The sequence below is a fragment of the Vibrio sp. 1401 genome (assembly GCF_033340295.1).
On the sequence record NZ_JAWOWF010000001.1, the window covers coordinates 118,250 to 143,643 of the forward strand.

At 45.0% G+C, this 25,394-nt stretch carries 28 protein-coding genes; 18 read left to right on the forward strand and 10 right to left on the reverse strand.

Annotated elements, in window-relative coordinates; genetic code table 11:
- Positions 1 to 117 precede the first annotated feature (117 nt).
- The 6 genes from R7Z77_RS00545 to R7Z77_RS00570 all read left to right on the forward strand — a co-directional run bounded on the left by R7Z77_RS00545 (position 118) and on the right by R7Z77_RS00570 (position 6,280).
- A complete protein-coding gene (locus R7Z77_RS00545) occupies positions 118 to 1,128 on the forward strand; it encodes a putative 2-aminoethylphosphonate ABC transporter substrate-binding protein (protein WP_171342663.1) in 1,011 nt (336 codons plus the stop codon).
- 112 nt (positions 1,129 to 1,240) lie between these two features.
- The gene (locus R7Z77_RS00550; RefSeq protein ID WP_025499398.1) at positions 1,241 to 1,651 is read left to right on the forward strand and encodes a GNAT family N-acetyltransferase; all 411 of its coding nucleotides are present in this window, start codon (positions 1,241 to 1,243) and stop codon (positions 1,649 to 1,651) included.
- A 103-nt stretch (positions 1,652 to 1,754) separates the two neighbouring features.
- Positions 1,755 to 2,861 (forward strand): putative 2-aminoethylphosphonate ABC transporter ATP-binding protein, encoded by a 1,107-nt coding sequence (locus tag R7Z77_RS00555; RefSeq protein ID WP_318136578.1) that lies wholly within the window; start codon positions 1,755 to 1,757, stop codon positions 2,859 to 2,861.
- An 8-nt stretch (positions 2,862 to 2,869) separates the two neighbouring features.
- Positions 2,870 to 4,594, forward strand: a complete 1,725-nt coding sequence (locus tag R7Z77_RS00560; protein WP_213967471.1) for a putative 2-aminoethylphosphonate ABC transporter permease subunit — start codon at positions 2,870 to 2,872, stop codon at positions 4,592 to 4,594.
- A 9-nt stretch (positions 4,595 to 4,603) separates the two neighbouring features.
- Positions 4,604 to 5,308, forward strand: coding sequence for a phosphonate utilization transcriptional regulator PhnR (phnR, locus tag R7Z77_RS00565; protein ID WP_005442366.1), 705 nt, complete (start codon positions 4,604 to 4,606; stop codon positions 5,306 to 5,308).
- 66 nt (positions 5,309 to 5,374) lie between these two features.
- On the forward strand, positions 5,375 to 6,280 hold the full coding sequence (locus R7Z77_RS00570; protein WP_213967470.1) for an EamA family transporter: 906 nt from the start codon (positions 5,375 to 5,377) through the stop codon (positions 6,278 to 6,280).
- A gap of 68 nt (positions 6,281 to 6,348) precedes the next feature.
- Here the strand turns inward: R7Z77_RS00570 and R7Z77_RS00575 are convergent, their stop codons facing one another.
- On the reverse strand, positions 6,349 to 6,900 hold the full coding sequence (locus R7Z77_RS00575) for an outer membrane beta-barrel protein (RefSeq protein ID WP_213967469.1): 552 nt from the start codon (positions 6,898 to 6,900) through the stop codon (positions 6,349 to 6,351).
- Between the two features lie 12 nt (positions 6,901 to 6,912).
- Positions 6,913 to 7,839: a VirK/YbjX family protein gene (locus tag R7Z77_RS00580; protein ID WP_005384371.1), complete on the reverse strand. Its 927-nt coding sequence runs from the start codon at positions 7,837 to 7,839 to the stop codon at positions 6,913 to 6,915.
- A 412-nt stretch (positions 7,840 to 8,251) separates the two neighbouring features.
- Here R7Z77_RS00580 and R7Z77_RS00585 point away from each other — a divergent pair, with 412 nt between their 5' ends.
- From R7Z77_RS00585 to R7Z77_RS00605, 5 genes are all read left to right on the forward strand, one after another.
- On the forward strand, positions 8,252 to 8,611 hold the full coding sequence (locus R7Z77_RS00585) for a DUF3316 domain-containing protein (protein ID WP_017819758.1): 360 nt from the start codon (positions 8,252 to 8,254) through the stop codon (positions 8,609 to 8,611).
- Positions 8,612 to 8,831: 220 nt separating this feature from the next.
- Positions 8,832 to 10,232 (forward strand): FAD-dependent oxidoreductase, encoded by a 1,401-nt coding sequence (locus tag R7Z77_RS00590; protein ID WP_064354504.1) that lies wholly within the window; start codon positions 8,832 to 8,834, stop codon positions 10,230 to 10,232.
- Between the two features lie 113 nt (positions 10,233 to 10,345).
- Positions 10,346 to 11,470 (forward strand): M14-type cytosolic carboxypeptidase, encoded by a 1,125-nt coding sequence (locus R7Z77_RS00595; protein ID WP_213967468.1) that lies wholly within the window; start codon positions 10,346 to 10,348, stop codon positions 11,468 to 11,470.
- Positions 11,471 to 11,924: 454 nt separating this feature from the next.
- Positions 11,925 to 12,905: an OmpA family protein gene (locus R7Z77_RS00600; RefSeq protein ID WP_005374035.1), complete on the forward strand. Its 981-nt coding sequence runs from the start codon at positions 11,925 to 11,927 to the stop codon at positions 12,903 to 12,905.
- A 136-nt stretch (positions 12,906 to 13,041) separates the two neighbouring features.
- Positions 13,042 to 13,911 (forward strand): LysR substrate-binding domain-containing protein, encoded by an 870-nt coding sequence (locus R7Z77_RS00605; protein ID WP_213967467.1) that lies wholly within the window; start codon positions 13,042 to 13,044, stop codon positions 13,909 to 13,911.
- Between the two features lie 68 nt (positions 13,912 to 13,979).
- Here the strand turns inward: R7Z77_RS00605 and R7Z77_RS00610 are convergent, their stop codons facing one another.
- Positions 13,980 to 14,855 carry a LysR family transcriptional regulator gene (locus R7Z77_RS00610; RefSeq protein WP_064354506.1) on the reverse strand — a complete coding sequence of 292 codons (876 nt, stop codon included), beginning with the start codon at positions 14,853 to 14,855 and terminating at the stop codon, positions 13,980 to 13,982.
- Between the two features lie 248 nt (positions 14,856 to 15,103).
- On the opposite strand from R7Z77_RS00610, the gene R7Z77_RS00615 reads away from it, so the two are divergent.
- Positions 15,104 to 15,340 carry a hypothetical protein gene (locus R7Z77_RS00615; protein WP_005374030.1) on the forward strand — a complete coding sequence of 79 codons (237 nt, stop codon included), beginning with the start codon at positions 15,104 to 15,106 and terminating at the stop codon, positions 15,338 to 15,340.
- 121 nt (positions 15,341 to 15,461) lie between these two features.
- Here R7Z77_RS00615 and R7Z77_RS00620 read toward each other — a convergent pair whose 3' ends face one another.
- Complete coding sequence (locus tag R7Z77_RS00620; RefSeq protein ID WP_053349354.1) at positions 15,462 to 16,832, reverse strand: L-serine ammonia-lyase; 1,371 nt, start codon at positions 16,830 to 16,832, stop codon at positions 15,462 to 15,464.
- 131 nt (positions 16,833 to 16,963) lie between these two features.
- Between R7Z77_RS00620 and R7Z77_RS00625 the strand changes: the two genes are divergently transcribed.
- A complete protein-coding gene (locus tag R7Z77_RS00625; protein WP_064354507.1) occupies positions 16,964 to 17,806 on the forward strand; it encodes a YdcF family protein in 843 nt (280 codons plus the stop codon).
- On the opposite strand, the gene R7Z77_RS00630 is transcribed toward R7Z77_RS00625, so the two are convergent.
- Entirely contained in the window at positions 17,796 to 18,452 is a 657-nt protein-coding gene (locus R7Z77_RS00630) for a hypothetical protein (RefSeq protein WP_005374025.1), read from the reverse strand. The two genes, R7Z77_RS00625 and R7Z77_RS00630, sit on opposite strands and share 11 nt — an antisense overlap.
- Before the next feature lie 249 nt (positions 18,453 to 18,701).
- Positions 18,702 to 18,968 (reverse strand): DUF333 domain-containing protein, encoded by a 267-nt coding sequence (locus R7Z77_RS00635; RefSeq protein WP_005374023.1) that lies wholly within the window; start codon positions 18,966 to 18,968, stop codon positions 18,702 to 18,704.
- A gap of 277 nt (positions 18,969 to 19,245) precedes the next feature.
- Between R7Z77_RS00635 and R7Z77_RS00640 the strand changes: the two genes are divergently transcribed.
- Complete coding sequence (locus R7Z77_RS00640; RefSeq protein ID WP_005374021.1) at positions 19,246 to 19,764, forward strand: NUDIX hydrolase; 519 nt, start codon at positions 19,246 to 19,248, stop codon at positions 19,762 to 19,764.
- Between the two features lie 434 nt (positions 19,765 to 20,198).
- On the opposite strand, the gene R7Z77_RS00645 is transcribed toward R7Z77_RS00640, so the two are convergent.
- The 4 genes from R7Z77_RS00645 to flgA form a co-directional block, all read right to left on the reverse strand.
- Positions 20,199 to 20,945: a lytic transglycosylase domain-containing protein gene (locus tag R7Z77_RS00645; protein WP_054579235.1), complete on the reverse strand. Its 747-nt coding sequence runs from the start codon at positions 20,943 to 20,945 to the stop codon at positions 20,199 to 20,201.
- Positions 20,926 to 21,363 carry a flagellar export chaperone FlgN gene (flgN, locus tag R7Z77_RS00650; protein WP_005374018.1) on the reverse strand — a complete coding sequence of 146 codons (438 nt, stop codon included), beginning with the start codon at positions 21,361 to 21,363 and terminating at the stop codon, positions 20,926 to 20,928. The genes R7Z77_RS00645 and flgN overlap by 20 nt, the downstream gene beginning before the upstream one ends.
- A gap of 20 nt (positions 21,364 to 21,383) precedes the next feature.
- Complete coding sequence (flgM, locus tag R7Z77_RS00655; protein WP_005374016.1) at positions 21,384 to 21,665, reverse strand: flagellar biosynthesis anti-sigma factor FlgM; 282 nt, start codon at positions 21,663 to 21,665, stop codon at positions 21,384 to 21,386.
- 136 nt (positions 21,666 to 21,801) lie between these two features.
- Positions 21,802 to 22,599, reverse strand: a complete 798-nt coding sequence (flgA, locus tag R7Z77_RS00660) for a flagellar basal body P-ring formation chaperone FlgA (RefSeq protein ID WP_047102793.1) — start codon at positions 22,597 to 22,599, stop codon at positions 21,802 to 21,804.
- Positions 22,600 to 22,676: 77 nt separating this feature from the next.
- Here flgA and flgB point away from each other — a divergent pair, with 77 nt between their 5' ends.
- The 4 genes from flgB to flgE are packed head-to-tail and all read left to right on the forward strand — an operon-like array spanning position 22,677 to position 25,383.
- A complete protein-coding gene (flgB, locus tag R7Z77_RS00665; RefSeq protein WP_005374013.1) occupies positions 22,677 to 23,039 on the forward strand; it encodes a flagellar basal body rod protein FlgB in 363 nt (120 codons plus the stop codon).
- A 2-nt stretch (positions 23,040 to 23,041) separates the two neighbouring features.
- The gene (gene flgC, locus R7Z77_RS00670; RefSeq protein ID WP_005374012.1) at positions 23,042 to 23,476 is read left to right on the forward strand and encodes a flagellar basal body rod protein FlgC; all 435 of its coding nucleotides are present in this window, start codon (positions 23,042 to 23,044) and stop codon (positions 23,474 to 23,476) included.
- Positions 23,476 to 24,159 carry a flagellar hook assembly protein FlgD gene (flgD, locus tag R7Z77_RS00675; protein ID WP_005384410.1) on the forward strand — a complete coding sequence of 228 codons (684 nt, stop codon included), beginning with the start codon at positions 23,476 to 23,478 and terminating at the stop codon, positions 24,157 to 24,159. Before flgC ends, flgD begins: the two co-directional genes overlap by 1 nt.
- A gap of 27 nt (positions 24,160 to 24,186) precedes the next feature.
- Complete coding sequence (flgE, locus tag R7Z77_RS00680) at positions 24,187 to 25,383, forward strand: flagellar hook protein FlgE (protein WP_005374010.1); 1,197 nt, start codon at positions 24,187 to 24,189, stop codon at positions 25,381 to 25,383.
- The last annotated feature ends 11 nt before the right edge of the window (positions 25,384 to 25,394 follow it).

The window sequence follows — 25,394 nt, forward strand, 5'->3', positions numbered from 1 at the left end:
GATAATTTTCGTAAAACTGCCATTTAATGGTCATGAATTCGTCACAAAGGCTCAGTAGGGTGTATATCGTCAACTGGTACAGACCAAATGAAAACTTAGCCAAATTAACTGGAGAAAATGATGAAAAACCGTTTGATGAAAGGATCGCTGGCTGCACTTGTCTCTCTGCTAGCTACGAATGCAATGGCAGCACAGGAAGTCACGGTTTACACCGCTTTCGAAACTGACATTCTTGCGAAATACAAGTCTGCGTTTGAGAAAGATAACCCAGATATCAAGATTAAGTGGGTTCGCGATTCCACCGGTATCATGACGGCGAAATTGCTGGCAGAAAAGAACAACCCTCAAGCGGAAGTGGTTTGGGGTCTTGCTGGCTCGTCAATGGCACTGCTTAAAGATGAGGGTCTTCTTAAGCCTTACACACCAAAAGGTTTGGAAGAGCTGCACGCGAACCTAAACGACCCTCAATCAAACCAAGCTTGGTTCGGTAACGATGCGTTCTTTAACGCAGTTTGTTTCAACGAAGCGGTAGCGAAACAACTTAACCTACCGAAACCAACGTCTTGGGAAGACCTAACGAAGCCGGTTTACAAAGGTCACATTGCAATGCCGAACCCAGCGTCTTCAGGCACTGGCTACATGCAGGTTTCTGCTTGGCTACAAAACATGGGTGAAGATCAGGCATGGAACTACATGCGTGACCTAGATAAGAACATTGCACACTACACGCACTCTGGCTCTAAGCCATGTGTTCAAGCGGGTATGGGTGAAGTGGCTATCGGTATTTCGATGGCAAGCCGCGGCGCGAAGTTGAAAACACAAGGCGCGCCACTAGCGGTGATCACACCAAAAGGCATCGGTTGGGAATCAGAAGCCGTTGGTCTAGTAAAAGAGTCGGATGCAGCGAAACGTGTTGTCGACTGGTCAATCTCTAAAGCGGCAAACGAGCTTTACGTAGAAATGTACCCAGTGGTTGCACATAAAGAAGTGAAAGCTACTGTGTCTAACTTCCCTAATGTTCAAGAGAACATGGCGAAGATGGACTTTGCGCAAATGGGTAGTAAGCGTGCAGAGATTCTAACGGCATGGTCTGAGAAATTTGACGCGAAATCAGAGCCAAAATCATAAGGGTTACGACAAATCCGATTGTCAAAGGAGAGCGGTTGCTCTCCTTTTTTGCATCTTGCGAAAAGTAGAGGCACATTAGTGGCCGGATACTCAGGTAGAAAAGAGGAAGTGCATGGAAATCCAACGTATTAATGCGGAGCAGACACTGCCGCTTCGACAGCAGGTTTTATGGCCAAGCAAAAGCATTGAGTTTTGCAAGGTTGATGAAGATGAAACTGGCTATCATTACGGGAGTTATGTGAACGGAGAGCTGGTGGGTGTGGCGTCAGTCTTCTTCAACAATGGCGCAGCAAGACTAAGGAAGTTTGCGGTGTCTTCAAGTCAACAAGGGAAAGGGATCGGCTCTCGAATGTTGGAGACGATGATTGATGATGCTAAGGCGTTTAACGCAGAGGTATTCTGGTGCGATGCGCGTGAGTCGGCATTGAAAATTTATCAGAAGTTTGGATTACAGAAGGAGGGCGAGCGCTTTTATAAATCAGACATTCCGTATTTCAAGATGAGTTTAGATTTAAGCGTTTAATATCGAGGGCGTTCATCTATTTGTCATCTTCTGGCTATAAATTTGTCATTGGAACGTAATATTCCAAAACTAAAGTTGGTATATACCATTTGGAGCGTGTGTTATGTCAACTAACCAACATTACCTAAATATCGAAAATGTAGTGAAGCAATTCGGACAGTTCACTGCATTAAAGAAAATCTCGCTAGCGATTGAAAAGGGCGAGTTCGTTTGTTTTCTTGGCCCTTCTGGCTGCGGTAAAACCACTCTGCTACGTGCCATTGCCGGTTTAGACTTGCCAACGTCTGGTGCGATTTTTCAAAACGGTCAAGAGACCACATTCCTACCACCAGAGAAGCGCGATTTCGGCATCGTCTTCCAATCTTACGCTTTGTTTCCGAACCTAACTGTGCAAGAGAACATTGCGGTGGGTTTGAAGAACCAAGGTATGTCGACCAAAGAAGCGCTAGAGAAAGTGGATTACTGGTTAGAAACCATTGGTCTTTCAACCTCTGGCGAGAAATTCCCTAACCAACTTTCTGGTGGTCAGCAGCAGCGTGTTGCTTTGGCTCGTGCATTGGCGTTGTCACCGGGTCTACTGTTACTTGATGAGCCGCGGTCAGCGCTAGATGCAAAAGTACGTGTTCACTTACGTGACGAGATTTGTAAGCTGCAACGTAAGCTTGGCATCACCACCATTATGGTTACGCACGATCAGGACGAAGCGCTGTCGATGGCGGATCGCATTGTGGTGATGAACCATGGCGTGATTGAGCAAGTCGGTACACCTCAAGAGATCTACCAACAACCAGCAACGCGCTTTGTCGCTGAGTTTGTCGGCAGCATGAACTTTATTGAAACCTCAGTCGCAACGGACTCCCAAGTACGCATTGCCGAAACCTTGATGCCAGCGCCAAGCTTGACCAATCGTAAGATCCAACGTGGTGACCGCTTCGACCTTGCGGTGCGGCCTGAAAGCATCAAGTTCGTTGAAAACTACACCAACTCTTTACCTGTGCGAGTTACCGCTACCGAGTTTCTGGGTGCGTTTTTCCGCATTGATTGCGTATTGCAAAACGACAGCTCAACGAAAACCATCGTAGTGGATGTGCCTGTGGAAACGGTTCAAAAACTCAACATCAAGGCGGGCGATGTACGTTACATCCAGTTTGCTGAAGAAGGGCTGCATGGTTACGCCGTGCCCTCGGTTGATAAAGCGCTAGCAGCGTAGGTGTAAACATGGATGCGAAGACAATGACGATGAATAGCCTGACCACACAAGACAAAGCAAAATCCTTACTCGGACGTGTTAGCCGCGACAACCTTGTGTTGTTTGGTTTGCTTGCTGGCTTGTCGACCATGATGGTGCTGTTCATCTTAATGCCGCTTTGGGCAATGTTGACCAAGAGTGTGCAAAATGCCAATGGCGAATTCGTTGGTTTGGCCAACTTTGCGACGTACTTTTCTTCTTCAAGCTTGTGGGTGTCGGTGGGCAACACCTTCACTTTGGGCGTGATTGTGACCTCGGTAGTGGGTGTGCTTGCGTTTGGTTATGCCTACGCGCTGACTCGTTCATGCATGCCGTTTAAAGGTTTGTTCCAAATCTTAGGTACTGCGCCAATCCTTGCGCCTTCGTTGTTGCCGGCGATCAGTTTAATCTTCCTTTTCGGTAATCAAGGCATTGCGAAAGAGATGCTGTTAGGAAACTCGATTTATGGCGTGATTGGTATCTCGATGGGTTTGATCTTCTGGACCTTTCCTCATGCATTGATGATCTTAACCACTTCGTTGCGCACTTCTGATGCTCGCTTGTATGAAGCAGCCCGCGCACTGAAAACTTCACCCATCAAAACCTTCTTTATGGTGACGTTACCTGCGGCGAAATACGGTTTGATCAGTACGCTTATCGTGGTCTTTACGCTGGTTATCACGGACTTTGGTGTGCCGAAAGTGATTGGTGGAAGCTACAACGTCCTGGCGACTGACATCTTCAAGCAAGTAGTGGGACAGCAAAACTTTGCCATGGGGGCGGTGACCAGCATTATGTTGTTATTCCCTGCGGTAATGGCATTTGGTGCAGACCGCTGGGTACAGAAAAAGCAAAAGAGCTTATTTGACACTCGCTCGGTGCCTTATCAGCCAGAACCTAATAAAGCGCGCGACAGCATCTGTTTGGTCTACTGCAGCATCATTTCTATTGCAGTGCTGGCTGTGCTTGGCATGGCGGTGTATGGCTCGTTAGTTACGTTCTGGCCTTGGAACAAAGCGTTGACGCTAAACAATTACAACTTTGCCGAAATGAGCACTTACGGTTGGAGCCCATTCTTCAACTCACTAACGCTGGCAGGTTGGACGGCAGTTATTGGTACAGCCATCATCTTTGTCGGTGCTTACTGCATTGAGAAAGGGCGTGCGTTTGGTCCAATTCGTCAGGTGATGCAAATGCTTAGCGTGGTGCCAATGGCGGTACCGGGTATGGTGCTTGGCTTGGGTTACATATTTTACTTCAACGATGCGAACAATCCTCTGAATGTGCTTTATGGCACCATGGCATTCTTGGTAATTAACACGGTAGTGCATTACTACACCGTGGGTCACATGACAGCCCTGACAGCGCTAAAGCAGTTACCATCGGAGATTGAAGCCACGGCGGCATCGGTGAAGCTCCCTCAATACAAGTTGTTCTTTAAAGTGACATTACCTGTGTGCTTACCTGCGATTTTGGACATTGCGATTTACTTGTTTGTTAATGCATTGACCACCACTTCTGCGGTAGTATTCCTTTACTCAACCGATACGATTCCGGCTTCGGTCTCGATTCTGAATATGGATGATGCCGGTCAAACTGGCGCTGCAGCGGCAATGGCTGTGATGATCATGATGGCTGCCGCAATTGCGAAGATTGTTCAGATGACTTTGGGTAAATTGTTAGAGAATCGCACACAAGCTTGGCGCAAAAGATAAGGACACTTCGTGCAATACGTAAAAATTAAAGATTCGATTGTTGAACAGATTGAAGCGGGCATGCTATCGCCGCGTCAAAAACTGCCAGCAGAGCGTAAGTTGGCGGAGTCGTTCGATACTACACGCGTCACTCTGCGTGAAGCTTTATCACTGCTAGAAGCGGAAGGTCGAATCTATCGCGAAGATCGCCGAGGTTGGTTTATCTCACCTGAGCCATTGCGTTACGACCCAACCCAAACACTGAACTTCCCGAACATGGCGAAAGCGCAAAATCGCGTGCCAAAAACGGAGTTGGTCGCAGCAAAAGGGACGTTGGCAAACAAACAAGCCGCACGCTTGCTGGACTTGCAACCTTTCTCGGACGTGTATCGAGTCGACCGTGTGCGATACCTTGAAGATAGACCAGTGGTATTCGTAACAAACTACATTCGCCCAGAGCTGTTTCCGAACCTGTTGGACTACGATTTATCAAATTCACTGACGGACATTTACCGCGATCATTATGGCGTGACGTATCAAAAGATTCGCTACCGCATTTCAACGAGCACTTTGTTGGGTGAAATGGCTCAGGCACTGCGCGCGACAGCCGGTACGCCTGCGATGGTAGTGGAGCGCATCAACTACAACCAACACGGTGAGTTAATTGATTGCGATATCGAGTATTGGCGACACGATGCCATCAGCATTGAATCTCTGGCGGAACTCAATCGTTAAGTGGATTTTCTCATTATGTAAGGCTCCATCTCGGGGCCTTTATTTTATTCAGACAGGAACATTGAAATGGATTTGTTGGCGATTGGTCTCGTCGTTTTTTCTGCTGTTCTCCATGCGGGGTGGAATATCCTTGGTAAAAGCAACTCAGGTTCTGGACTCGCGTTTACCATGGCCGCCAGCTTCTCTGCATGTTTCATTCTTACCCCTTATTTGATTTGGTATTTGGCGACCATTGGCTGGACATCATTACCGAGCGAGTTTTGGGGATTGCTGTTCATTAGCGGCATTTCACAAATGGTCTATCTAGTCGGTTTGATTGTCGCTTATAAGCATGCAGACGTGGGTGTGGTTTATCCCATTGCTCGGGCGTTGCCTGTGATGATGGTCGGCGCAATCAGTGTGGCATTAGGGCATGAATTATCCAGTCAGCAGTGGCTTGGATTCTTGCTGATAACCCTTGGTTGTATGCTGGTACCACTGACGAACTTTCGTCAGATGACGCTGAGCTCTTATTTGAATGTCGGTGTGTTCTGGGCATTAATTGCCGCAATAGGCACAACGGGTTACTCGGTAGTCGATAAGGAAGCGCTGAGTTTACTCACAGGACAAGCATCAGAGATCTTGAATGATCAGTACAGTGCGATCTTTTACTTGGGCGTGCAGTTTTGGGCAATTGGTATCCCAGCCCTTGTGTGGTGCTTAGTTACGGGCAAGCTAGATGAGATTAAGACCGCGTGGCAGATCCGCAAAACAGCCAGCATGGCAGGGGTAATGATGGCATCCACCTACGGTTTGGTACTGTTTGCGATGACCATGACCGACAACGTCAGTTTGGTCGTGGCACTAAGGCAAATTAGCATTGTGTTTGGATTGTTTATGGGGATTTGGTTTCTGTCTGAGAAATGGTATCTCACCCGAGGGCTTGGCGTTACTTCTATCGTGGCGGGGATCATTCTCGCGCTTGCGTATTGACCTATATTCACGAAAAAAGGCAGCGAATGAGCCTCTCGCTGCCTTTTGTATTAACTTGTAAGCCTTGTTTAAAAACGCAATTGCGCACCAAACATCACACCGCTAGAGTCAAAATCGCTGTTTTTTGAGTACACATATTCTGCATTCAAACCAAAGTGTTTGTAGCTCCAGCCGATACCGCCAGCCGCTTCACCTCCGACACTTGAGTGTTCGATGTTCTTGCTCTGACCGTTCACTTTATAAGTGTATTCGAGAGTGTAGAGAGTAACACCTGCCTTGCCGTACAGTTCGAAACCTGAACCCAGAGGATAGCTAGCATAGCCACTCAAGCGAGGTCCGGAGAAGCTCGTATCGGTGACTTCTGAAATCGGACTCACGAGTATCGAGCCGATACCGTCAAACGCGCCTTTATAACCTGCTTCGATACCAAAGTTATGTGTTGGCATGTAGCGGTAATATATTTCACCTAAGAACATGTCGCCTGATTCTTTGCTTGTCGGAGCATCGTAGTTCACATCGCCATAGCCAATGTTTGTACCTATGATGTGCTCACTGATTTCTGCATTGGCTGACAAAGAAAAAGCCGACAACACTAAAGCAGTAATGAATGAATAACGCATGAACGCTTCTCCTTAGCTTTTAGCTTGCTCGCCTTTTAATATTTGTTCGAAAGTGATCTTGGTGTTGTCTAGCCATTCATAACGGCGACGATACATCGAACGCTTAGAGCGCGACATGCCTTCGATATCTCGACGGGGTGCATTTACATCAATTGAGTAAAAATGACGATTGTATTCGGTGCCGCCCAATTCTTGCCAGAGTGCATCGTAATCCGTTTTGATTCGCCCTTTGCTGTAGCGCTTAGCTGCGTAAGTATGGGACTGCGTTTTCACTGCTAGAATCGTGTTCACTTCCCAAATTTGTGCGAGCAAAGTGAGCAAGCTCACCATCAAGCTTTTTGGTCTCTGTCCGTAAAGCTTACGAGTTAGCTTTTTAATTTTCGCGTTGTTTTCTTCACTGCTTCGCGGTCCTTGTAAGCCGCCAATCATAATGCTGCGTCCAGATTCGATGTGACCGAGCGTAAAAGAGAGCGTGTAGAAGTTGCCATCTTCAGCGCTGTGCAGCACTAGGCTCATATCGCCTTCTTTTTGATAACGTGCTTCGTATACTAATCTCACCGAGTACAGGATTTCGTCAATTTCAAAAGAGGCTAATGTTAGGCCTTTCGAGTCTGTGTAGATTTCTTCGATTGTTTGTTTAGAAAACAGTTCTGAAATCGTTTTATAGTGATCAACCACCAAGTTAGAACGATCGAACGCTGAGTTGTTTTTGATGATATACGGACGAAACGGCTTCTCTAAAAATCGATGCGTACGTGTACAAAGCAACTCTAACAATGACGATTCAATATTGTCTGAAAGGTGCTTAAACGCACGTTTGTAATAAAGCGCACGTAAGATGAACTTAGCTCTGTAGGTCCAAATTGGCTTGTAGACATCAGCATAATCATCTGAGTAAATCGATTTGCTATGGTAAAAAATGGATTTGTTCGCGGTCATTTTCACTCCAGATTAACTTGTGCTCAATAGCGACAATTAAGAACCGACGGACGAGCAGCGAAGAACCCGAAAAGGAGGAATGCAAAGCACGACTGAAAAGAGGTGGTTTTTGCTGTGTCCGACGTTTGTGTAAGGTTTTGAACACTGTTCTTTTGCTGAAATTCTAAGAGAAAATTGACCTTAGGTATTGTATGGTTTGGTAAGGAAGTGTCAGGTTGAAACCCATTGTTCAAAAGAAAGAAAATGCGAATGTCGGCTGAATATGACGTTGAGTTGCTAAGTTAATGTGAAATAAGCTGAACGAAAATTGAACATTATTTGAAATTGTTTTGACGTGTTTTAGGTCTTTATACGTACCTTATAAGTATCGAGCCAATTTTGGCCCGATGTAAAGGTAAGTAAGGAGAGGTTTATGAAACGCTTAACAACTTTAGCAAGTACGATTGCTCTGATTGCTGCACCTTCTATGGCTCTTGCTGGTGGTTATCAGTGGACAAACGATACCGAAACTATCCATGGCGACGTAATGGATAGCAAACAAGCGGCTTATGAAATGGGCCGAGACATGATCCAAAGCTACCAAAATAAATCATCTGGACAACTCCGTGATGAGTTTACGAGCCTTACAACGTATGTTGATCGCCAATCGTTTTCTATCACTGACTCAAAAGTCATGGTAAATGAGTTCTTGCAAAGTGACGGGCAAGTTGTTTACCAGCCTATTCTCAATGTTCAATACGAGTACCGCATGCGTGATACCGGTAAATACTAACCAGTAAGACGGACTTGAATTGTTTACCACTAATATTTTTTGCTGTTTGTTTTTGGGGAGCCACGAGCTCCTCATTTTGTTTTTGTCGAAAGCGAAAATTTTCACACTCTCAGTGCAACATTTTCTATCGCTCAGCGTTAGATTTTCTTGCTCGTTGATTGTCATCATCGTTTGTAAAGTGTTTGCGGAAATGGATGTAACGCACTAACGAGGATACCCGATGACACATCATTCATATTGGTTCAAGCAGGCAATTGAAGCTGAGCAACCAGAAACGCCACAACCGTTACAGCAGAACATTAATACTGACGTTGCGATTGTTGGTGGCGGATACACCGGACTTTGGACCGCGATTATGATTAAGCAGCAATCTCCGGAAAAACAGGTGGTTGTTATCGAAAAGGGCTTATGTGGTAGTGGTGCATCGGGCGCAAACGGCGGTTGTATGCTGACTTGGTCTACCAAGTTTCCGACATTGAAACGGTTATTCGGTGAAGAACATGCTGCTTGGTTAGTAAAAGAGTCGGAACAAGCAGTGCTAGAGATTGACGACTTTTGTCAGCAGCACAACATCGATGCGCACTTATCGTTGAAAGGGGTTTATTACACTGCAACCAATCAGGCTCAAACTGGGGGAATGCAGCCAGTTGTGGACGAGTTAAAGCGATTAGAAGTGAACAGTTGGCGTCGTTGCTCGGTGGAGGAACTGCGTGCCAATGCGGGTTCACCTCGACATATAGAAGGCTATCACTCTCCGGTTGCTGCTAACGTGCAACCCGCCTTACTCGCGCGAGGGTTACGCCGTGTTGCTATTGATCTGGGTGTAGAAGTTTATGAGAACACGCCAATGACGCGTCTAGATTATGGAAAACCTGCCACCGTCTGTACACCTAAAGGAAATATTCAAGCGCAGCAGGTGGTGTTGGCATTAAATGCATGGATGGTAGAGCAGTTTAAACAGTTCAAAAACAGTATCGTGGTGGTCTCTTCCGACATGGTGATCACCAAGCCGCTTGGTGACGCACTACCTCTATCTGGTTGGCAGGCAGGTTCTAGTGTGTTGGATTCTCGTATTTTTGTGCACTATTACCGAGATACGCCAGATGGCCGTTTGATGTTGGGGAAAGGCGGCAATCAGTTCTCTTTCAACAACCAAGTCAACGCAATGTTCAACAAGCCAACGCGCTACCAAGGTCTACTGCGTAAGTCGTTCGATAAGTTGTTTCCTCGTTTGAGAGGCGAGGAGTTTGCTTATTCATGGACGGGGGGCTCTGATCGTTCTGCTACTGGTTTCCCTTTCTTCGGCGAGCTAGACAAACAGAGCAATATCTTTTACGGATTTGGTTATTCAGGCAATGGTGTAGCGCAGACTCGAATGGGCGGAAAGATCTTATCTTCATTGATATTGGGAATCGATAACGAGTGGACGAACAGTGGTTTAGCCAAAGGACCGTTGGGGTATTTCCCTCCAGACCCGCTTCGCTGGACTGGGGCTATGATAGTGCGCAACGCGGTACGTCGAAAAGAGGAAGCAGAAGATAACGAGAAAACGCCGTTTATCTGGGATAAGTGGCTAGCAAAACTTGCAGGACCAGCAGGCAAAGCGGATAAGCTTGACTAAACTGAAGACTTTAGCCACAAACGAGACAGTTTGCAGTGAAAGTCATTGGGGCGCGATGAAGCCTTGTGTTAGCCTCTGTCTTTCAAGCTCAGATTTAAAAGGTGAGTCATAAAATGAAAGTATTCAGCAACTTCGATAGCGGCAGCATTCACGTAGTGAAAGCGGACGACAAAAACGACATCCAACTCAAAATTCCTAACGACAATATGTCGGAATTCTACCAGTGGTTCCACTTCCGTCTTGAGACAGAAGCTGAGCAATCGCACACCATCAAATTGCTTGATTTGGCTAAATCGGCTTATCCAGAAGGATGGCAAGGTTACGATGTGGTTGCGTCTTACGATCGTGAAGAATGGTTCCGAGTACCGGCAGAGTTCGATGGCGACACGCTGACTTTCACTGTAATCCCTGAGCGCAGCTCAATTTACTTCGCGTACTTTGCGCCATACACGTACGATCGTCATTTAGACTTGTTACACATGGCACAAAGCGCGCACCACTGCCAACTTGAAACACTAGGCCACACATTAGACGGCAACGACATGAGCTTGCTTACTTTCGGTGAGCCAGAAGAAGGTAAAAAGAAAATCTGGATGATTGCACGTCAGCACCCAGGTGAGACAATGGCGGAATGGTTCATGGAAGGTATGATCCAACGTCTGTTAGATGAAAACGACACGGTTGCGCGTGCATTGCTTGAAAAAGCGGTGCTTTACGTCGTACCAAACATGAACCCAGACGGTGGTATTCGCGGTCACTTGCGTACCAACTCAGTAGGCGTAAACCTAAATCGTGAATGGCAAACGCCATCAATGGAAAAGAGCCCAGAAGTCTACCTTGTGCGTCAGCGCATGCTGGAAACGGGTGTTGACATGTTTTTAGATATTCATGGCGATGAAGCGATTCCGTATAACTTCGTCGCTGGCTCAGAAGGTATTCCTTCTTACGATGAAAATCTTGCCGCTTTAGAGACATCATTTAAGCAAGCGTTACTGACTATTACGCCAGAGTTCCAAGATGAGATTGGTTACGATAAAGATGAGCCTGGTAAAGCGAATTTGACGGTCGGTTCAAATTGGGTTGCAGAGCAGTTCAAATGCTTGTCTTACACAATCGAAATGCCATTTAAAGATAACAACAATCACCCAGATCCACTTTACGGTTGGTCTCCTGAGCGTAGTGTTTTGTTTGGGCAAGATGTATTAGCTGCAACGTTAACCGTAGCGGATAAAATTTAGCTCGACGAGTTAACGCTTTTTCATTATTTCGAAAACAGCTCATTTAAATGAGCTGTTTTTTTGTGCTCTCCAGATCCACGCTCCCCTGTAAAAATTTGTTGCCATTCACAAGCTTAAATGATGATTCTTAAATTTGAGAAAGTGGCTTTTTATGGTGATTTGCGTCACAGAAAGTTGGCTTCTTTGTGATATTCTCCGCAACGAATTGACTATGGCTAAACCAACGCAACGAACTTTATTTTTCGGTTGGGTATGCGGATGAAGCTCATGAATAGATGGTCTTGAGGTTACCTTTTTCCGTTTTACGTCATTGGCGTTTGAATATCATTTTTGATTCTTTCCTACGCTATTTAGCTATTTCTATTCGAAGAAAAGAGAAAGTTACGGCTTCATATTTTACGGCAGTATGCTGCCGCGATGTGTTGCTTTGTGTACAAGAAAAAGGAAAAGAATAATGAAAAAAATCGCTATAGCAGTGGCTACTGTACTTGCTGGTGGTGTGATCTCAAACGTTGCACTTGCTGACACTTACATGGGCGGTAAAGTAGGTTACAACTCTCTAAACGATGCGTGTTACCTGAACGAACCTTGTGACGACGACAGTTTTGCAGCATCTATGCACTTAGGCTACAGCTTCAACAAGTACGTTGCGGCAGAGTATGGTGTTGATTACCTTGGTGACTTCACTGCAAACTTTAAAAAGCCTGGCCTAAACACCGTTGATGGTGATCTTTGGGCATTGACGCTTGCTCCTAAATTTAACCTACCACTAACGGATTCTTGGAATCTATTCGCGAAAGTTGGTGCTGCATACATGATGGCTGGTGACGAGAAAGATTTCGTACCAACTGGCTCTCTGGGTGCTGAATACCAAATCAACTACAACTGGAGCCTACGTGCTGAATACCAACGCTACCAAGATATGTCTGATGATGTAATTGAAGACATGGATTCAGATTTCTTCGGTATCGGTTTCAACTACAAGTTTGGTTCTGAGCCAGTCGTTCAAGAAAAAGCCGTTGAAGAGGTGGTAGAAGCACGTCCTGCAACACGCATTGTAGATCACGTTTACCCTGCTCAAACAACAGCGACAGTACAATTCGACTTAGAAAGTGCAGAAGTGAAAGACGCGTCGAACCTTTCTGGTACCGTTGATTTGATGAATACTTACCCACAAGCTCAAGTTGAGATCACGGGTTACAGCGATACGACAGGTTCTGCTGCTTACAACAAGCAACTCACAGAAAAACGTGCGAAAGCCGTTGCTGACGAGTTCCAAGCAAAAGGTATTGCGGCTGAGCGTATGACAGTGAAAGGCATGGGTGAAGCTAACCCAGTGGCAAGCAACGAGACACGTCAAGGTCGTCAAATGAACCGTCGTGTTGAAGTGGTTGTTCCTGCGTTTGAATACCAAACAACTGAAAAAGCAGAATAATTCCTGCTTAAGATAAAGTTCCAAAAGCCAGCGTGTATCACGCTGGCTTTTTTGATCCCGCTTAACAAACTCAGCACTTTCATCAATTTGTCATCACCAGTTCATACCATGGCTGCCAAGTGTTTGGGAGAGTGTTATGCAAAGTTTACCGCCGCTTAATTTGCTCCGAGCTTTTGAAGCCACGGCGCGACTACAGAGTTTTACAAAAGCCGCAGAGGAGCTAAGTGTGACTCGTGCGGCCGTAAGCCAACAGGTGAAATCGCTAGAGTCACAGCTCAATGCGACGTTATTCGTGCGCAAGGGCACTCACCTTACGCTGACCTGCTCCGCACAAGAATACTGGCCTGTGGTTAATCATGTGCTTCAAACATTATCGACCACGACGCAGCATTTATTTACTCGTCCCAAGAATACGCAAGTTAACTTACATGTCGCTCACAGCTTTTGCTCTCAGTGGTTAATGCCAAGATTGGCTGATTTTCAGCGACAATTCCCAGACATTTCCTTTAAAGTCTCGACAACTGCTAATACAGTTCCAAACGCCAGTGCGATTGCGGATATCGAAATTATTAACGGAGATGGAGATTGGCAAGAGCAAGAAGCCATACGATTAACCCAAGAAAACTGGATTGTTGTCGCAAGCCCCGGCTTTATGCATTTAAACCCGATAAATGACCTCTCGCAGTTAGCTAAAGCGCCTAAAATCTGTACTAGCGGTTATCATGAATCTTGGCAAGAGTGGCTTACGCACCAAGGTTATCAAGGGAAGGTGAGCAAAGTCGTCGCCGAGTTTGAACACTCATTGCTTGCTATTCATGCTGCGATTAATCAGCTTGGCGTGTTGCTGGTAAGAGACTTTCTTGTTGAGGATGAGCTGCAACAGGGCGTATTAGTCCAGGTTGGAAATTGGCATATGCCAAGTTCTGGTGCACATTATATGATGGTTCGAGCATCCGAAAAATCACACGTAAACACCTTTGCTCAATGGTTAATACAGAGTCTTTAATGTTCGTTCAGCGAGTGAGTAGAGCGCATGTGTGGTTTGGCTATTATTAGCAGTAGCAAGTCATCAGTCTAGGACTGAGCGACATGCTTAATGACATCTAATAACCACTGATTTACCGGAGCTTGCTGTTGAGAGCGACGGCAGCTCATCACGTAGCGAACATCAAGCTCTAGCCCAGCAGGAAGCGCGATACTTCGGCAACCCTTAGGAACATGTCCACTCATCGTTATGCCAAAATGATTCGTTTGCAGAAGCACTTTTTGAATCATCGCTGGATGTTCAATTTCCACTTTAGGTGTGGTTCTAAAACCCATATGTTTGAGCCTTTCCAACACAGGGTATCGGTAGTCGTTCCATCCCGGCGTTTTAAAAAGTATAAAAGGGTATTCTTCTAGTTCTTGGGAGTTTTGAGCGGGATGATCTTCTCGAACAAAAAATACCGCTTTTCCTCGCCCTAGCTCGGTCTGAACAATTGACTGTGGCAGATCTTCATCAAAGTAATGAATCGCAATGGCGTTTTCACCGTCAATTAATCGTTTTTTTGCTTCGCTACCCCAGCGCAAACATGAGAATTTTGCTTCTGGAGCGTGCTTTAGTAACTCCAAGTAAAACTTGTCACCGAAGTACTCCCAAAACAATGTGTTGGCATAAATAGTGATTGAGCCGTCAAAATGAGCTGGTGAAAAATGCTGTGGTTTGATGGAATCAATGCTGTTGAGTATTTGCTCAAAATGTGTAATGTTCGCTTCCACAAAAGCTGTTGGTTCAAAGCCATTTTTAGTCTGAACGAATAGCGGATCATTGAGCTGAATTTTCATCTTAGTCAGATTTTTGCTGATTGCTCCTGACGTTTTACCGAGTGATTCTGCGACTAACCGGACGTTACGTAGCTCATACATCCGTTTTAATACCAAAATATTTTGAATATCCAGATTAACGCTCATACATTCTCTCGCTTGGCTTTTGTCGACAAATCATATCGCTGAATTTCTTAAGAAAAGACAACGCTCGGTCAATTTAAGTCGCTGCCTTATCCCTGATTTATTGAAGGTAACGATAAGTTATTCTTGGTTACATCAGTTTATTAGCATGGATTTCCATTTGGTAAATAATGGCTTTCCTCGTATGAGCGCGTTTCTGTTGTTACAGTTTTTCCACCGACAGAAAGTAAGAACGATAATAGAGGTGATGTATGAAAAAACTAATCGCACTTGTTTTGATGGTTTGCTCAACAAACGTAGCATTTGCTGGCGATGGGTCATACACGGGCACGATTGATATGACGATGGCAACGAAAAATCAGGTTGACGTAGAGCGTGCAGATTCTCAATTGACGCTGAAGGGTCGCAATGAAATGGCCTATGGCGGTGTAACAATCCATTCGGATGCTGCAACTCAAAAAATTGAACTTCGTGGTCGACGTGATTAATCGAATAGTTTCTTGTTAAGAAAATGCCGCGAAGAACGCGGCATTTCTATATGTAATATCATCAGATCATAATTACCAGATAAGCGTATGGTGAGAAGCTAAGCGCAATGACCACTTGCCATTATTCGCATGGCGGTGCCATATGAATGACAGCTAAGCCCCCCAAAGAGGTTTCACGGTATTTTTTATTCATATCTTTACCAGTCTGATACATGGTTTCGATTACTTTATCTAACGAAATTAAGCATTTACTTGTGCGCTTTAATGCCATACGCGATGCATTAATCGCTTTCATTGCTCCCATGGCATTTCTTTCAATACAAGGTACTTGAACCAAGCCGCCAATCGGGTCACAAGTCATACCCAATGAATGCTCCATCGCAATTTCCGCAGCAATACAAATCTGCTCGTTACTGCCCCCTCTTAGCGCTGTTAAGCCAGCGGCAGCCATGGATGAAGAAACCCCAACTTCTCCCTGACACCCCACTTCTGCACCAGAAATTGACGCGTTAGTTTTATATAAGATGCCGATAGCGCCGGCGACTGCGAGAAAGTCTTTTAGCTGTTTAACATCGAGCTCTTTGATGAAGCGATGGTAGTACATCAATACCGCCGGAATCACCCCTGCTGCACCATTCGTTGGAGAAGTGACGACTTGCCCTCCTGCTGCATTTTCTTCACTAACCGCAAAGGCGAAGAGATTGATCCAATCCATGATCTCCATCGGATCGTTTTCAACTGCAGCGTTGGCTTCGAGCTTTTTCAAAAGGTTTGGTGCTCGACGAGTGACATTTAGACCACCTTCCAAAATCCCTTCCGTGTCGAAGCCACGTTGCATGCAGAGCGACATCACTTTCCAAATTTGCTCTGCTCTTTGGTTGATTTCTTCGTCTGAGCGAAATGCGAGTTCGTTTTGGAGGATCATGCCTCCCAAGCTGAAACCGTTCGTCTCGGCTTTTTCCAGCATCTCATCTGCGGATGTAAACGGAAATGGTACTGCGACCTCATTTTGTTGCGTGCCGTTCTCTAGTTCGTCGGCGGTGGCGATGAATCCGCCCCCAATGGAGTAATAAATTTCAAACGCTACTTGATCTCCAGCTGCGTCTAATGCCGTAATCGTCATACCATTTTCATGCAGGGGAAGGTTGTCGCTATGAAAGACGATGTCATGGTCGTAGCTAAACTCAATCTGGTGTGTACCGGCGAGCATGAGCGTATTATTGTCTATGGTATTTTGTAGCGCACTTTTGGCACTGCTCATTCTGATGGTATCAGGTTTATTTCCCATCAAACCAAGGACCGTGGCTCGGTCTGTATGGTGCCCTCGACCTGTCAGTGACAATGAGCCATAAAGGTCCACTTGCACCCGATGCACTTTCGCCATAGAGTCGCTAACTAGCTGAGTGAAATGGAATCCGGCAAGCATAGGACCATTAGTGTGGGAGCTGGATGGCCCGACACCAATTTTAAATATATCGAAAATCGACAGCATAATTGACTTCCTTTAGCAGTGAACCTTTATAAAGGTCTCTAGAACAGTGTTGTTAACTAGATGTTAAAGCTTGTGGGTCGGGAGTGAAAGAAGATTTTTGTAACACTGCCAACTAAGCGCGAGATTTTAAAATGAAGTTAGACAACATCGTCATCGTTTTAGGTAAACGCCTCGTCAATAACAGGTTGACCTCTGAGGGCATAACAAGAGTCGAAGCTTTGTCTTGTAGGACTGCATCACTACCGACAGAGCAAACGGCGATTATTTTTTGTGGCGGAGTAACGCAAGGACAAAGTGTTTCTGAAGCAGAGGCGATGTACGCGTATTTTAGAACCCTAAACGCAGACTCTGTGAATCCGTTCCCTGAACGTCATATACTCTTAGAAACGGAGTCGTTGAACACGTTTCAAAACATGCGTTATGTTTCCCAAGTTTTGTGCAAAAGTGGGTTGTTCGAGTTATGGTTGGGGCATCCGGTTGAGGTTATCTTGCTGTCTAATGACTACCACCTCGAACGAATCATTGATATCCAGAATTTGATGGATGAGCAAGGCTTATTACGAGTACTTAAATCCGATTGCGAATCCATGGGGGTGACCCTCAATATTCCACTGGATATCAGCAAACATATTAGCGTGCCATACCCACATAAAGGGCTTATGGCGGAGACATTCTTGCTACTCGATGAACTCACAACCTACCGAGTTTATTTAGAAGGGGTCAAGCATGGCGTATTTTTCCGAGATTTATCAATTGTCCGAAAAAAGCCACTTATGATCGCAAGAGATACTATTCACAAATTGCTCTCTTTACCGCTCGATAAAGAGGCTTTGCAACATATTGAAGAAATGAAAAAGGCCGTCGAAATGACGGCCTTGGATGAATCTGTAGGTGCTGCGGAAAAGGCATTAAGTATCTTCCATCCGATACTGACGGCATTGAACCGTCGCTTTGACCCAGAGTCTATTCATTAAGCTCGCGTTTTGTGCGGACGGCGCTTAATGCGATCAAACAGTAGCAAAGCAGTTCTATACCTTCTTCTGAGATATTTTTAACATCACGGATGTAATTTTCGTCCATCACTTGTTGCCAAAAACTACCCATACCATACAAACGAGAGAAGACTAATAATAGCATTACAGCACCAACTAATAGCTTCATATGTGGCACCGTTAAAATAGTCGCCATTTCGTTCATGGTACCTTTACCACCTTGGTAAGCTTTGGCGCAAGCCAGTGCGGTGACAGCAAGTGCTGGGAAAACCCAAGAGCCATGATGAATCATGTCTGTCCAATAGTCCGTTTCGCGAATAATCAGTACTGCAAAAAATCCTGCGATCAAAATAGCCGCATGCTTTAGCTGAGGCTGTTGTTTCGATAAGCTGAAAAACGACCATGATGCAATAGCAAGCATCACAAGCTGGAGCGTTTCTGTAACGGAAAGCTCGCCAAGGCTTGAACCCAACACGACATAATCAAGACGAAGACTAAGGTTAACGAGAATACTTATAGCGACAATCATCAAGGCGTTTAAACTCGATTTATAAATAATGCGCTTTGATTTTTCAGTAACAACGTTGCTTGGGGCTGACTCGGCTTCTTTTACTATTTGTGTTTTCATCTTGCTCACCTGTCCCAGAAAATGTGGAAGAAATGTGAATTAGTGTGATCTGTGTTTGGAATTTTATTGTCCAAGTGGAAAGTTATGTCAGAGGAATGTCAAGAATAGAACACTGTTCGATATAGGGTCGATGTGCGGTAAAGTCAGAGATATGTAAAAACAACGTAAGAACACTTTGATAAATCAAATAAAAAAGGAGCCCAAAGGCTCCTAAGTGATAGAGGGAAGGTGACGTATCGACAAAAATAATTAGTAGTTGTCACCCTCATTTTCTTTGTGATTCTCGCGATAGTATTCCCATTGCTCGACGCGCTCATTGTCAGACAGCACACAGTAAGTGACACGTTCGCCGTTTTCCGACACGGTATCCAGCTCACCACCTTGCTGAACACAGTATACGGCTGCGGGATTTGCAACGGAGGTATACTCAGTTGAGCGGGTCGCTCCCTCGTAAGTTGAACAACCAGCCAGTACCAATGTTGCAGCCATAGCCATCATTAAATTTGTCTTTTTCATTCTTTATCTCCGCATGGGGTGGGCGAGTATTGTATTGATTATAGGCAACTTTAAGAGATTATTGTCTTATCGATGTTAAAAGTAAGAGGGACGTATAAGAATTTAGATATTCTCATTTATTGCTGATTAGCACGTCACACTTCTGTTCTTGGCGTATTGTTGTGAAGGTCATATCAATCACTTCCTGACAAGCGCTCGAACGTACTTGGCCTACAACAATGATTTAAAGTGTAAAATTCGGTAATATGCGCACAAAACATTGACCGTGGTATTTTCGATGAGACATTTAAAATCGACCGTTCATCCAGACATAGAGCATTTGGATGACAAAATTGTTTTTCAGCGCAATGCAGCGCGAGCCATTGTACTTGATGGTGAAGATGTGCTGTTGCTCTATACAGAACGTTACCATGACTACACGCTACCAGGCGGTGGTATTGATGATGGTGAAGATGTCATTGCTGGATTAGTCCGTGAATTAGAGGAAGAAACGGGCGCCCAAAATATACATGGTATTAAGCCTTTCGGAATCTTTGAGGAGTTTCGTCCGTGGTACAAGGATGACGCTGACGTGATGCACATGGTGTCGTATTGTTATACATGTAAAATCGAACGTGAGCTAGGCGAAACGGCGTATGAAGATTACGAAGTTAAAAATGGAATGCGCCCGGTATGGATGAACATTCACGAAGCAATTGCACACAATGAAAAAACGATGGCAGAAAGCCCGAAAAAAGGCATGAGCATTGAGCGCGAAACGTTTTTGCTTCAGTTGATTTCTAAAGAATTACTATAAACAGCTAGCTTGCATCATTACGACTTAGCTTCTGTTGGCGCTATTGTTGGTAAAGATTTTAGAGCAATAAAAAAGTCCGGACTCCCCCCCGGAACCCGGACTTATTCCAGACGCGCAAGCGAAGCGTCATCTTGATATGTTAGATTTGTTTCGAACTATGAAAACAATAGCTGTTTTACATTTAGTGTGTAAATAATTATTAGGTCTGACCATTGGTTTTCATGTTTTTTGCAAACGCAATGTGACGCATATCTACCCAATTGCCAAGCGCAATTGGGGCGCTTTTTAGTAAACCACTACTCTTTCTTATCTTTGAGATACCTTACCTCAACTTTTTTGCACACGTTTGCATAGAGATCACGAGTTTTCAAATTCGCCGAACAGGATCTTGTAATTTTACGTTTCTCTGACATTGAGCTCTGTCGTAGCTTTTATCACAAATTAACTAGCGGAGGCAGTCGGCTAAAGTCGACCAGCGGTTGTGAAATCATAGGAGCGTCTGGAGCAAACAAGAGTAAAGGTTGAAATGATGAGGATTGTAACTGACCGATATCTATCAACTTTTCCAATGCATAGAAGCGGCTGACGTATTGACGAGTCTCGTTAGGCAGCGTGAGTTGTTGGAAATCTCGACTTCCTGCTCGCTGAATAGCACGTGCAACACGTCCTTCTCCGGCATTGTATGCAGCTAAAGTGAGAGCCATATTTTGATCGAATTTGTTGTATAAAAACGCCAGGTACTTGAGCGCGGCCGTTGTGCTGGCTTCTGTGTCAAAGCGATCGTCTTGTTTTGTATTTATCGTTAATCCGAATCGTTTCGCTGTGGTTGGTATCAATTGCCAAAGTCCGGCGGCGTTAGCATGAGAAACGGCTTTGGGATTGTAAGAAGACTCTAACATTGGCACTAAGGCTAGGCTATTTGGTAATGAGTGGTTTTGAAGCTGTTTGAAAATGTGGTTAATTACCGGTTTGGATGAATCGAGACGCTTGGCAATTTGTGGCTTGTATGGGGCTAATACTTGATACTGCGTTTGAATATCGACAGCATTTGGTTTTGCCTGGCATGTGAATGGAAGGTAGGACAGAAAGGCAATAAAAATAAAAAGGCCTACAGTACTCAGCCGAGATGGCGACTGAATCTGTAGGCAAGACGAACATCGTTTAGAACGATTTATCTTCATAAGTGTGTTGCACAGGTTGTTTGAGTTGACTGACCAACTCATGGAACGCCGCAGAGCTGTGGCCATTGCTCTGATTGTATTGTTGGCACTGACTTACCAACGTTTCCAATAGCGCCCATTGTTTTCTAGCTTGCATACCTATTTGGGCAGGCAAAGCATTGAAAATTCGTTTTACGCTGGCGTCATTACACGCTAACCCCAGCGCTCGCATACACTGGCTTCTGTCATTGGCGGAGCGGCTGAGTTTATTGAGTATCGGCATTTGTTTTTGAACATTGTCGTTCAGTGCCTCTCCATCAAACTTTAAGTACAATACCTTTTGCTGCTGAAGCAAAGGAAGTAGTTGTTGATAAAGCTTAATATCCTCAGATATAGAGCGAACAAATTGTTGAATTCGCTGCGATACTGCGCTTGCCATGATGTCTTCCTAGCGTTTTATTACTCGTGACCTGTATGGAACTGCATGATTGCCTTGGATAGCACTTTTGTATCTAGGCTAAGTTCACCACGCGCTAATGCGTTGCGTACTTGTTCTACTTTTTCCATATCAACATCAGGTAGTGATGCCATTTCAGCTTGAGCGCGATCTATCGCTACGGTATTCGCTTGAAATGCAGGCTCGTGTACTTTGCTCTGTTCGACGACGTCGACAGGCTGTTTGCTTGCTTGCTGTAATTTTGTTTGTGGGACATGACCGCCCGCGACTTTGTCGATTTTCATGCTGTGGTCCTCATCATCATGTTCTAAATTAAGTAGGCGGTTAGAATGTGATAAACATTAAATATTTTTTTTGTACTCGAAGTTCAGTGTTACTGACGAGAGCCAAAATTAAAAAATGTTACCCCGAGTCAAAAAATCAAAATTGAGTATGAACCTGGTTTAATCCAGTTACGACTGCTCTTATGACCTTGCCCGAACTTGGGTTTTCCACGTCAATTTGTTGCCCTTTCGCTCCATCTTCTAAGGCGACTCCTTTTGTGCTGGCACTAAATCCATTTTTGCTCGCAATGACTATGACTTCATTGCCTTTCTCGATTAGAGGTGGGGCCGACAAATTGGATGGATTAACCACTTGTCCAGCCCGCAAACGACGAGAGGTTTCTAAGCCTACTGCTTGCTCGGGGCGAGTATAAAAATCGTCTTGGCGAGAGATGGTTCGGGTTTCAAGCTTTATGTGTTTAGCCGTTACGACTTCATTTCGGCCAACCGTGGTTGTCGCGACCAAAACAGGCAGAGTCAGCGAAGACTTTATCGTAACGTTAATTCGCCATGGTGATGCGATATTGTCGCAGCTGACTGAGCGCTTGAGGTTACCGACTGGCAACGTGTTGTTGTCACGACCTGTGATAACTAAAGGAGATTCACATTCTGGCAAGTGATTGGCTGAACCGGGCACCCACATGTCGAAGTCTAGTTTGTACTCCCCCCACTGATTGGAGAGCGCTACGCGATCCACCTCTTGTTCGAAATCCGTTGCTACAACGGACCTTATCTCTTCAACGCTTAGGGTTTTGTCATTGGTGTTGGCGAATGCTTGTTCTGATGTCAAAGCGAGTAACGTCAGCATTATTGTTGAGGAAGTGGACACTTTCCTCTTGTTTTTAATGCTTTCCGAGAACCGGAAGTTTGGCTTCCATCCTTGTTTGTAAATCATTGATATATATAGCTATTTTTTATGGCACGTATCTTGTTTGTATGTTGGCGTATTCGAGCCAACTGTAAGGAAGATGCATGGCGATCACATTTGAAAATGCTTTAGGAGTACATCCAGAGGCACTTAATTTTCGCGTTCAGCGTACCAAAGTCCTCGCCAGTAACCTAGCAAATGTTGACACCCCTGGGTATTTGGCGAAAGACCTAAGTTTCACCACCGTAATGAACCAAGTAACGGCAGGTGGTGTGAACAAACCGGTGCCAAAGTTCCAGGTTCAGGCCCAATACTCGGTGCCTTACCAGAATAGCAAAAATGGCAACACCGTAGAGCTTGGTGTTGAACAAGCAAAATTCACGCAAAACAACATGGACTTTCAAACTAGCCTGACGTTTCTCAACATGAAATTTAATGGCTTAGCGAAAGCGATTGAGGGACGTTAATTATGTCATTCACTGATATTTACTCGATCACTGGTTCCGCGATGACAGCACAAACTGTGCGTCTGAATACGGTAGCCAGTAACTTAGCAAACGCAGATGCAGTATCTGCAAATCCAGAAGATGCTTATAAAGCGCTTAAGCCAGTATTTGCGACTGTGTACCAAAAAACGCAAATGACAACAGAAAATGGAGCTTATCCCAATGCAGAAGTTCGCATTGTTGACGTTGTTAAAAATGCTGGAGATGCAGAGAAGCGTTTTGAGCCGAACAACCCACTGGCTAATGATGAAGGCTATGTGTTTTACCCAGATATTGATGTAGTTGCTGAAATGGCAGACATGATGTCCGCAACACGCAGCTTCGAAACGAATGTTGAAGTATTAGCCAATGTAAAAAGTATGCAGCAAGGTCTGCTTAGATTAGGGCAGGGCAGCTAATGAGTATTGCACAATACACCCCTTTATCGTCTGACGCTCCAGTAAATACAAAAGCAAAAGACAGCAACGGTATCTCACCAAACCCTAAAGACATGAACAGCGCTTCTTCATTGGAGAATGAGTTTATTTCTTTGATGGTGGCTCAAATTCAAAACCAAGACCCACTTAATCCCCTTGATGGTACGGAATACGTTGGTCAATTGGCTCAGTTCTCGCAGGTACAAAGTACCGAGAATATGTCTAAGACAATGCAACAGAGCATGGTGTTACTGGACAACATGCAAGTGCTATCAACAGCGGGCCTTGTTGGGCAAACGGTTTACGTCAATGCGGATGAATTTCAGCTTGGTGAAGACGTACAAAACGGAAAAATCGAACTCGCTCATAGCTCAAACCAAGTCACGTTAGTTGTTAAAGATGAATTTGGTCAATCAACTAAAGTGCCACTAGGTGCTCACGGCAAAGGTGACGTCGACTTTTCAATTAATCCTGAAGAACTTGGTCTTAAACCAGGCAAATACTCAGTGGCCGTAGAAGTGCAAGAAGGGCAAGCAAGTCCAAATGTGCTGATGGCAGGCACTGTTGAGCAAGTGCGCATTCCTAATACCGGTGGCGCAGCATTAGTCAATGTCCATGGCGTTGGCAACGTTCCTTTCTATCAAATCACTCAGTTTGGTGCTTAACCAAATACGGAAATCAGAGGTCTATTTATGAGTTTTAACATCGCACTAAGTGGTCTGGACGCGACCAACACAGAGCTAAACACAATCAGTCACAACATTGCCAACGCATCAACGTATGGTTTTAAAGGTGGCCGCACAGAATTCTCCGCTGTATATAACGGCATGCAACCTGGTGGTGTGGAAGTCGCGTCAATTTCACAGAACTTCGACAAAGACGGCAGTATCACAGGAACTGGCCGTGCGATGGACCTAGCTATTAATGGCGGTGGCTTTTTTGTTACTAAAGATAATATGGGTCAAATGTTGTACACACGTTCAGGTGTGTTCTCAACGGATAAGAACAACTTTGTTACGGCTAACAGCGGTGCAAAGCTTCAAGGTTACAGTGTCGATAGCAACAACAACCTAATGACAGGTTCTGTGGGTAATATTCAGGTATCGACTTCCTCACTGAATGCTAAAGCAACAGACAGCTTAGATTTTGTTGCGAACTTCGACGCAAGCGCGTCTGTTATTGATAAAGCCGTAACGCCATTCAATCCAAAAGATCCAAGCTCATTTAACTCGTCTTACACAACAAAAGTCTACGACTCACTGGGTAACTCGCACACGGTAACTCAGTACTTTACTAAGACTGCTTCTAACTCGTGGGAAGTGAACGTTCAAGTAGATGGCGGTACGACGCCAGTAGCAACTGTGCCTGTAACGTTTGGTAAAGACGGCTCGCTTTCAGCACCAACTGCGCCGTTTAATGTTTCATTCCCTGCTGCAGGCGCGAACGCGATGAGTGTAGACATTAACCTGAAAGGCAGCACGCAATTTGGTGCAGCTTTTGGCGTAAGTACTAATAGTCCTAACGGTTACACATCAGGTGAACTTGCAGGTGTACGCGTTGAAGGTAACGGCATGGTTTACGCGACTTACACTAACGGCCAATCACAGCTACAAGGTCAGGTTGTTCTTGCTGATTTTGCAAACACACAAGGCTTAGCGAAAGTGAGTGGAACATCATGGACTCAAAGCTTTAGCTCAGGTGCTCCAATTATGGGTGTTCCGGGTTCAGGTACGATGGGTGACCTAACTCCGGGTGCATTAGAAGGTTCTAACGTTGACTTAACCAGCGAGCTTGTTGCTCTAATGACTGCACAACGCAACTACCAAGCAAACGCAAAGACAATTTCTACCAGCGACAAGCTTACTCAAGCTTTGTTTAACGCGGTGTAATGGGAGTTTTG

Coding starts and splice junctions, on each gene's coding strand:
- flgC (WP_005374012.1), top strand. CDS start 23,042: ATGTCATTCACTGATATTTACTCGATCACTGGTTCCGCGATGACAGCA.
- flgA (WP_047102793.1), bottom strand. CDS start 22,599: ATGATTTACAAACAAGGATGGAAGCCAAACTTCCGGTTCTCGGAAAGC.
- R7Z77_RS00590 (WP_064354504.1), top strand. CDS start 8,832: ATGACACATCATTCATATTGGTTCAAGCAGGCAATTGAAGCTGAGCAA.
- R7Z77_RS00615 (WP_005374030.1), top strand. CDS start 15,104: ATGAAAAAACTAATCGCACTTGTTTTGATGGTTTGCTCAACAAACGTA.
- R7Z77_RS00575 (WP_213967469.1), bottom strand. CDS start 6,900: ATGCGTTATTCATTCATTACTGCTTTAGTGTTGTCGGCTTTTTCTTTG.
- R7Z77_RS00610 (WP_064354506.1), bottom strand. CDS start 14,855: ATGAGCGTTAATCTGGATATTCAAAATATTTTGGTATTAAAACGGATG.
- flgN (WP_005374018.1), bottom strand. CDS start 21,363: ATGGCAAGCGCAGTATCGCAGCGAATTCAACAATTTGTTCGCTCTATA.
- R7Z77_RS00635 (WP_005374023.1), bottom strand. CDS start 18,968: ATGAAAAAGACAAATTTAATGATGGCTATGGCTGCAACATTGGTACTG.
- flgD (WP_005384410.1), top strand. CDS start 23,476: ATGAGTATTGCACAATACACCCCTTTATCGTCTGACGCTCCAGTAAAT.
- R7Z77_RS00640 (WP_005374021.1), top strand. CDS start 19,246: ATGAGACATTTAAAATCGACCGTTCATCCAGACATAGAGCATTTGGAT.
- R7Z77_RS00560 (WP_213967471.1), top strand. CDS start 2,870: ATGGATGCGAAGACAATGACGATGAATAGCCTGACCACACAAGACAAA.
- R7Z77_RS00545 (WP_171342663.1), top strand. CDS start 118: ATGATGAAAAACCGTTTGATGAAAGGATCGCTGGCTGCACTTGTCTCT.
- R7Z77_RS00555 (WP_318136578.1), top strand. CDS start 1,755: ATGTCAACTAACCAACATTACCTAAATATCGAAAATGTAGTGAAGCAA.
- R7Z77_RS00580 (WP_005384371.1), bottom strand. CDS start 7,839: ATGACCGCGAACAAATCCATTTTTTACCATAGCAAATCGATTTACTCA.
- R7Z77_RS00600 (WP_005374035.1), top strand. CDS start 11,925: ATGAAAAAAATCGCTATAGCAGTGGCTACTGTACTTGCTGGTGGTGTG.
- R7Z77_RS00620 (WP_053349354.1), bottom strand. CDS start 16,832: ATGCTGTCGATTTTCGATATATTTAAAATTGGTGTCGGGCCATCCAGC.
- flgM (WP_005374016.1), bottom strand. CDS start 21,665: ATGAAAATCGACAAAGTCGCGGGCGGTCATGTCCCACAAACAAAATTA.
- R7Z77_RS00645 (WP_054579235.1), bottom strand. CDS start 20,945: ATGAAGATAAATCGTTCTAAACGATGTTCGTCTTGCCTACAGATTCAG.
- R7Z77_RS00595 (WP_213967468.1), top strand. CDS start 10,346: ATGAAAGTATTCAGCAACTTCGATAGCGGCAGCATTCACGTAGTGAAA.
- R7Z77_RS00630 (WP_005374025.1), bottom strand. CDS start 18,452: ATGAAAACACAAATAGTAAAAGAAGCCGAGTCAGCCCCAAGCAACGTT.
- R7Z77_RS00605 (WP_213967467.1), top strand. CDS start 13,042: ATGCAAAGTTTACCGCCGCTTAATTTGCTCCGAGCTTTTGAAGCCACG.
- R7Z77_RS00625 (WP_064354507.1), top strand. CDS start 16,964: ATGAAGTTAGACAACATCGTCATCGTTTTAGGTAAACGCCTCGTCAAT.
- flgB (WP_005374013.1), top strand. CDS start 22,677: ATGGCGATCACATTTGAAAATGCTTTAGGAGTACATCCAGAGGCACTT.
- R7Z77_RS00550 (WP_025499398.1), top strand. CDS start 1,241: ATGGAAATCCAACGTATTAATGCGGAGCAGACACTGCCGCTTCGACAG.
- flgE (WP_005374010.1), top strand. CDS start 24,187: ATGAGTTTTAACATCGCACTAAGTGGTCTGGACGCGACCAACACAGAG.
- R7Z77_RS00585 (WP_017819758.1), top strand. CDS start 8,252: ATGAAACGCTTAACAACTTTAGCAAGTACGATTGCTCTGATTGCTGCA.
- R7Z77_RS00570 (WP_213967470.1), top strand. CDS start 5,375: ATGGATTTGTTGGCGATTGGTCTCGTCGTTTTTTCTGCTGTTCTCCAT.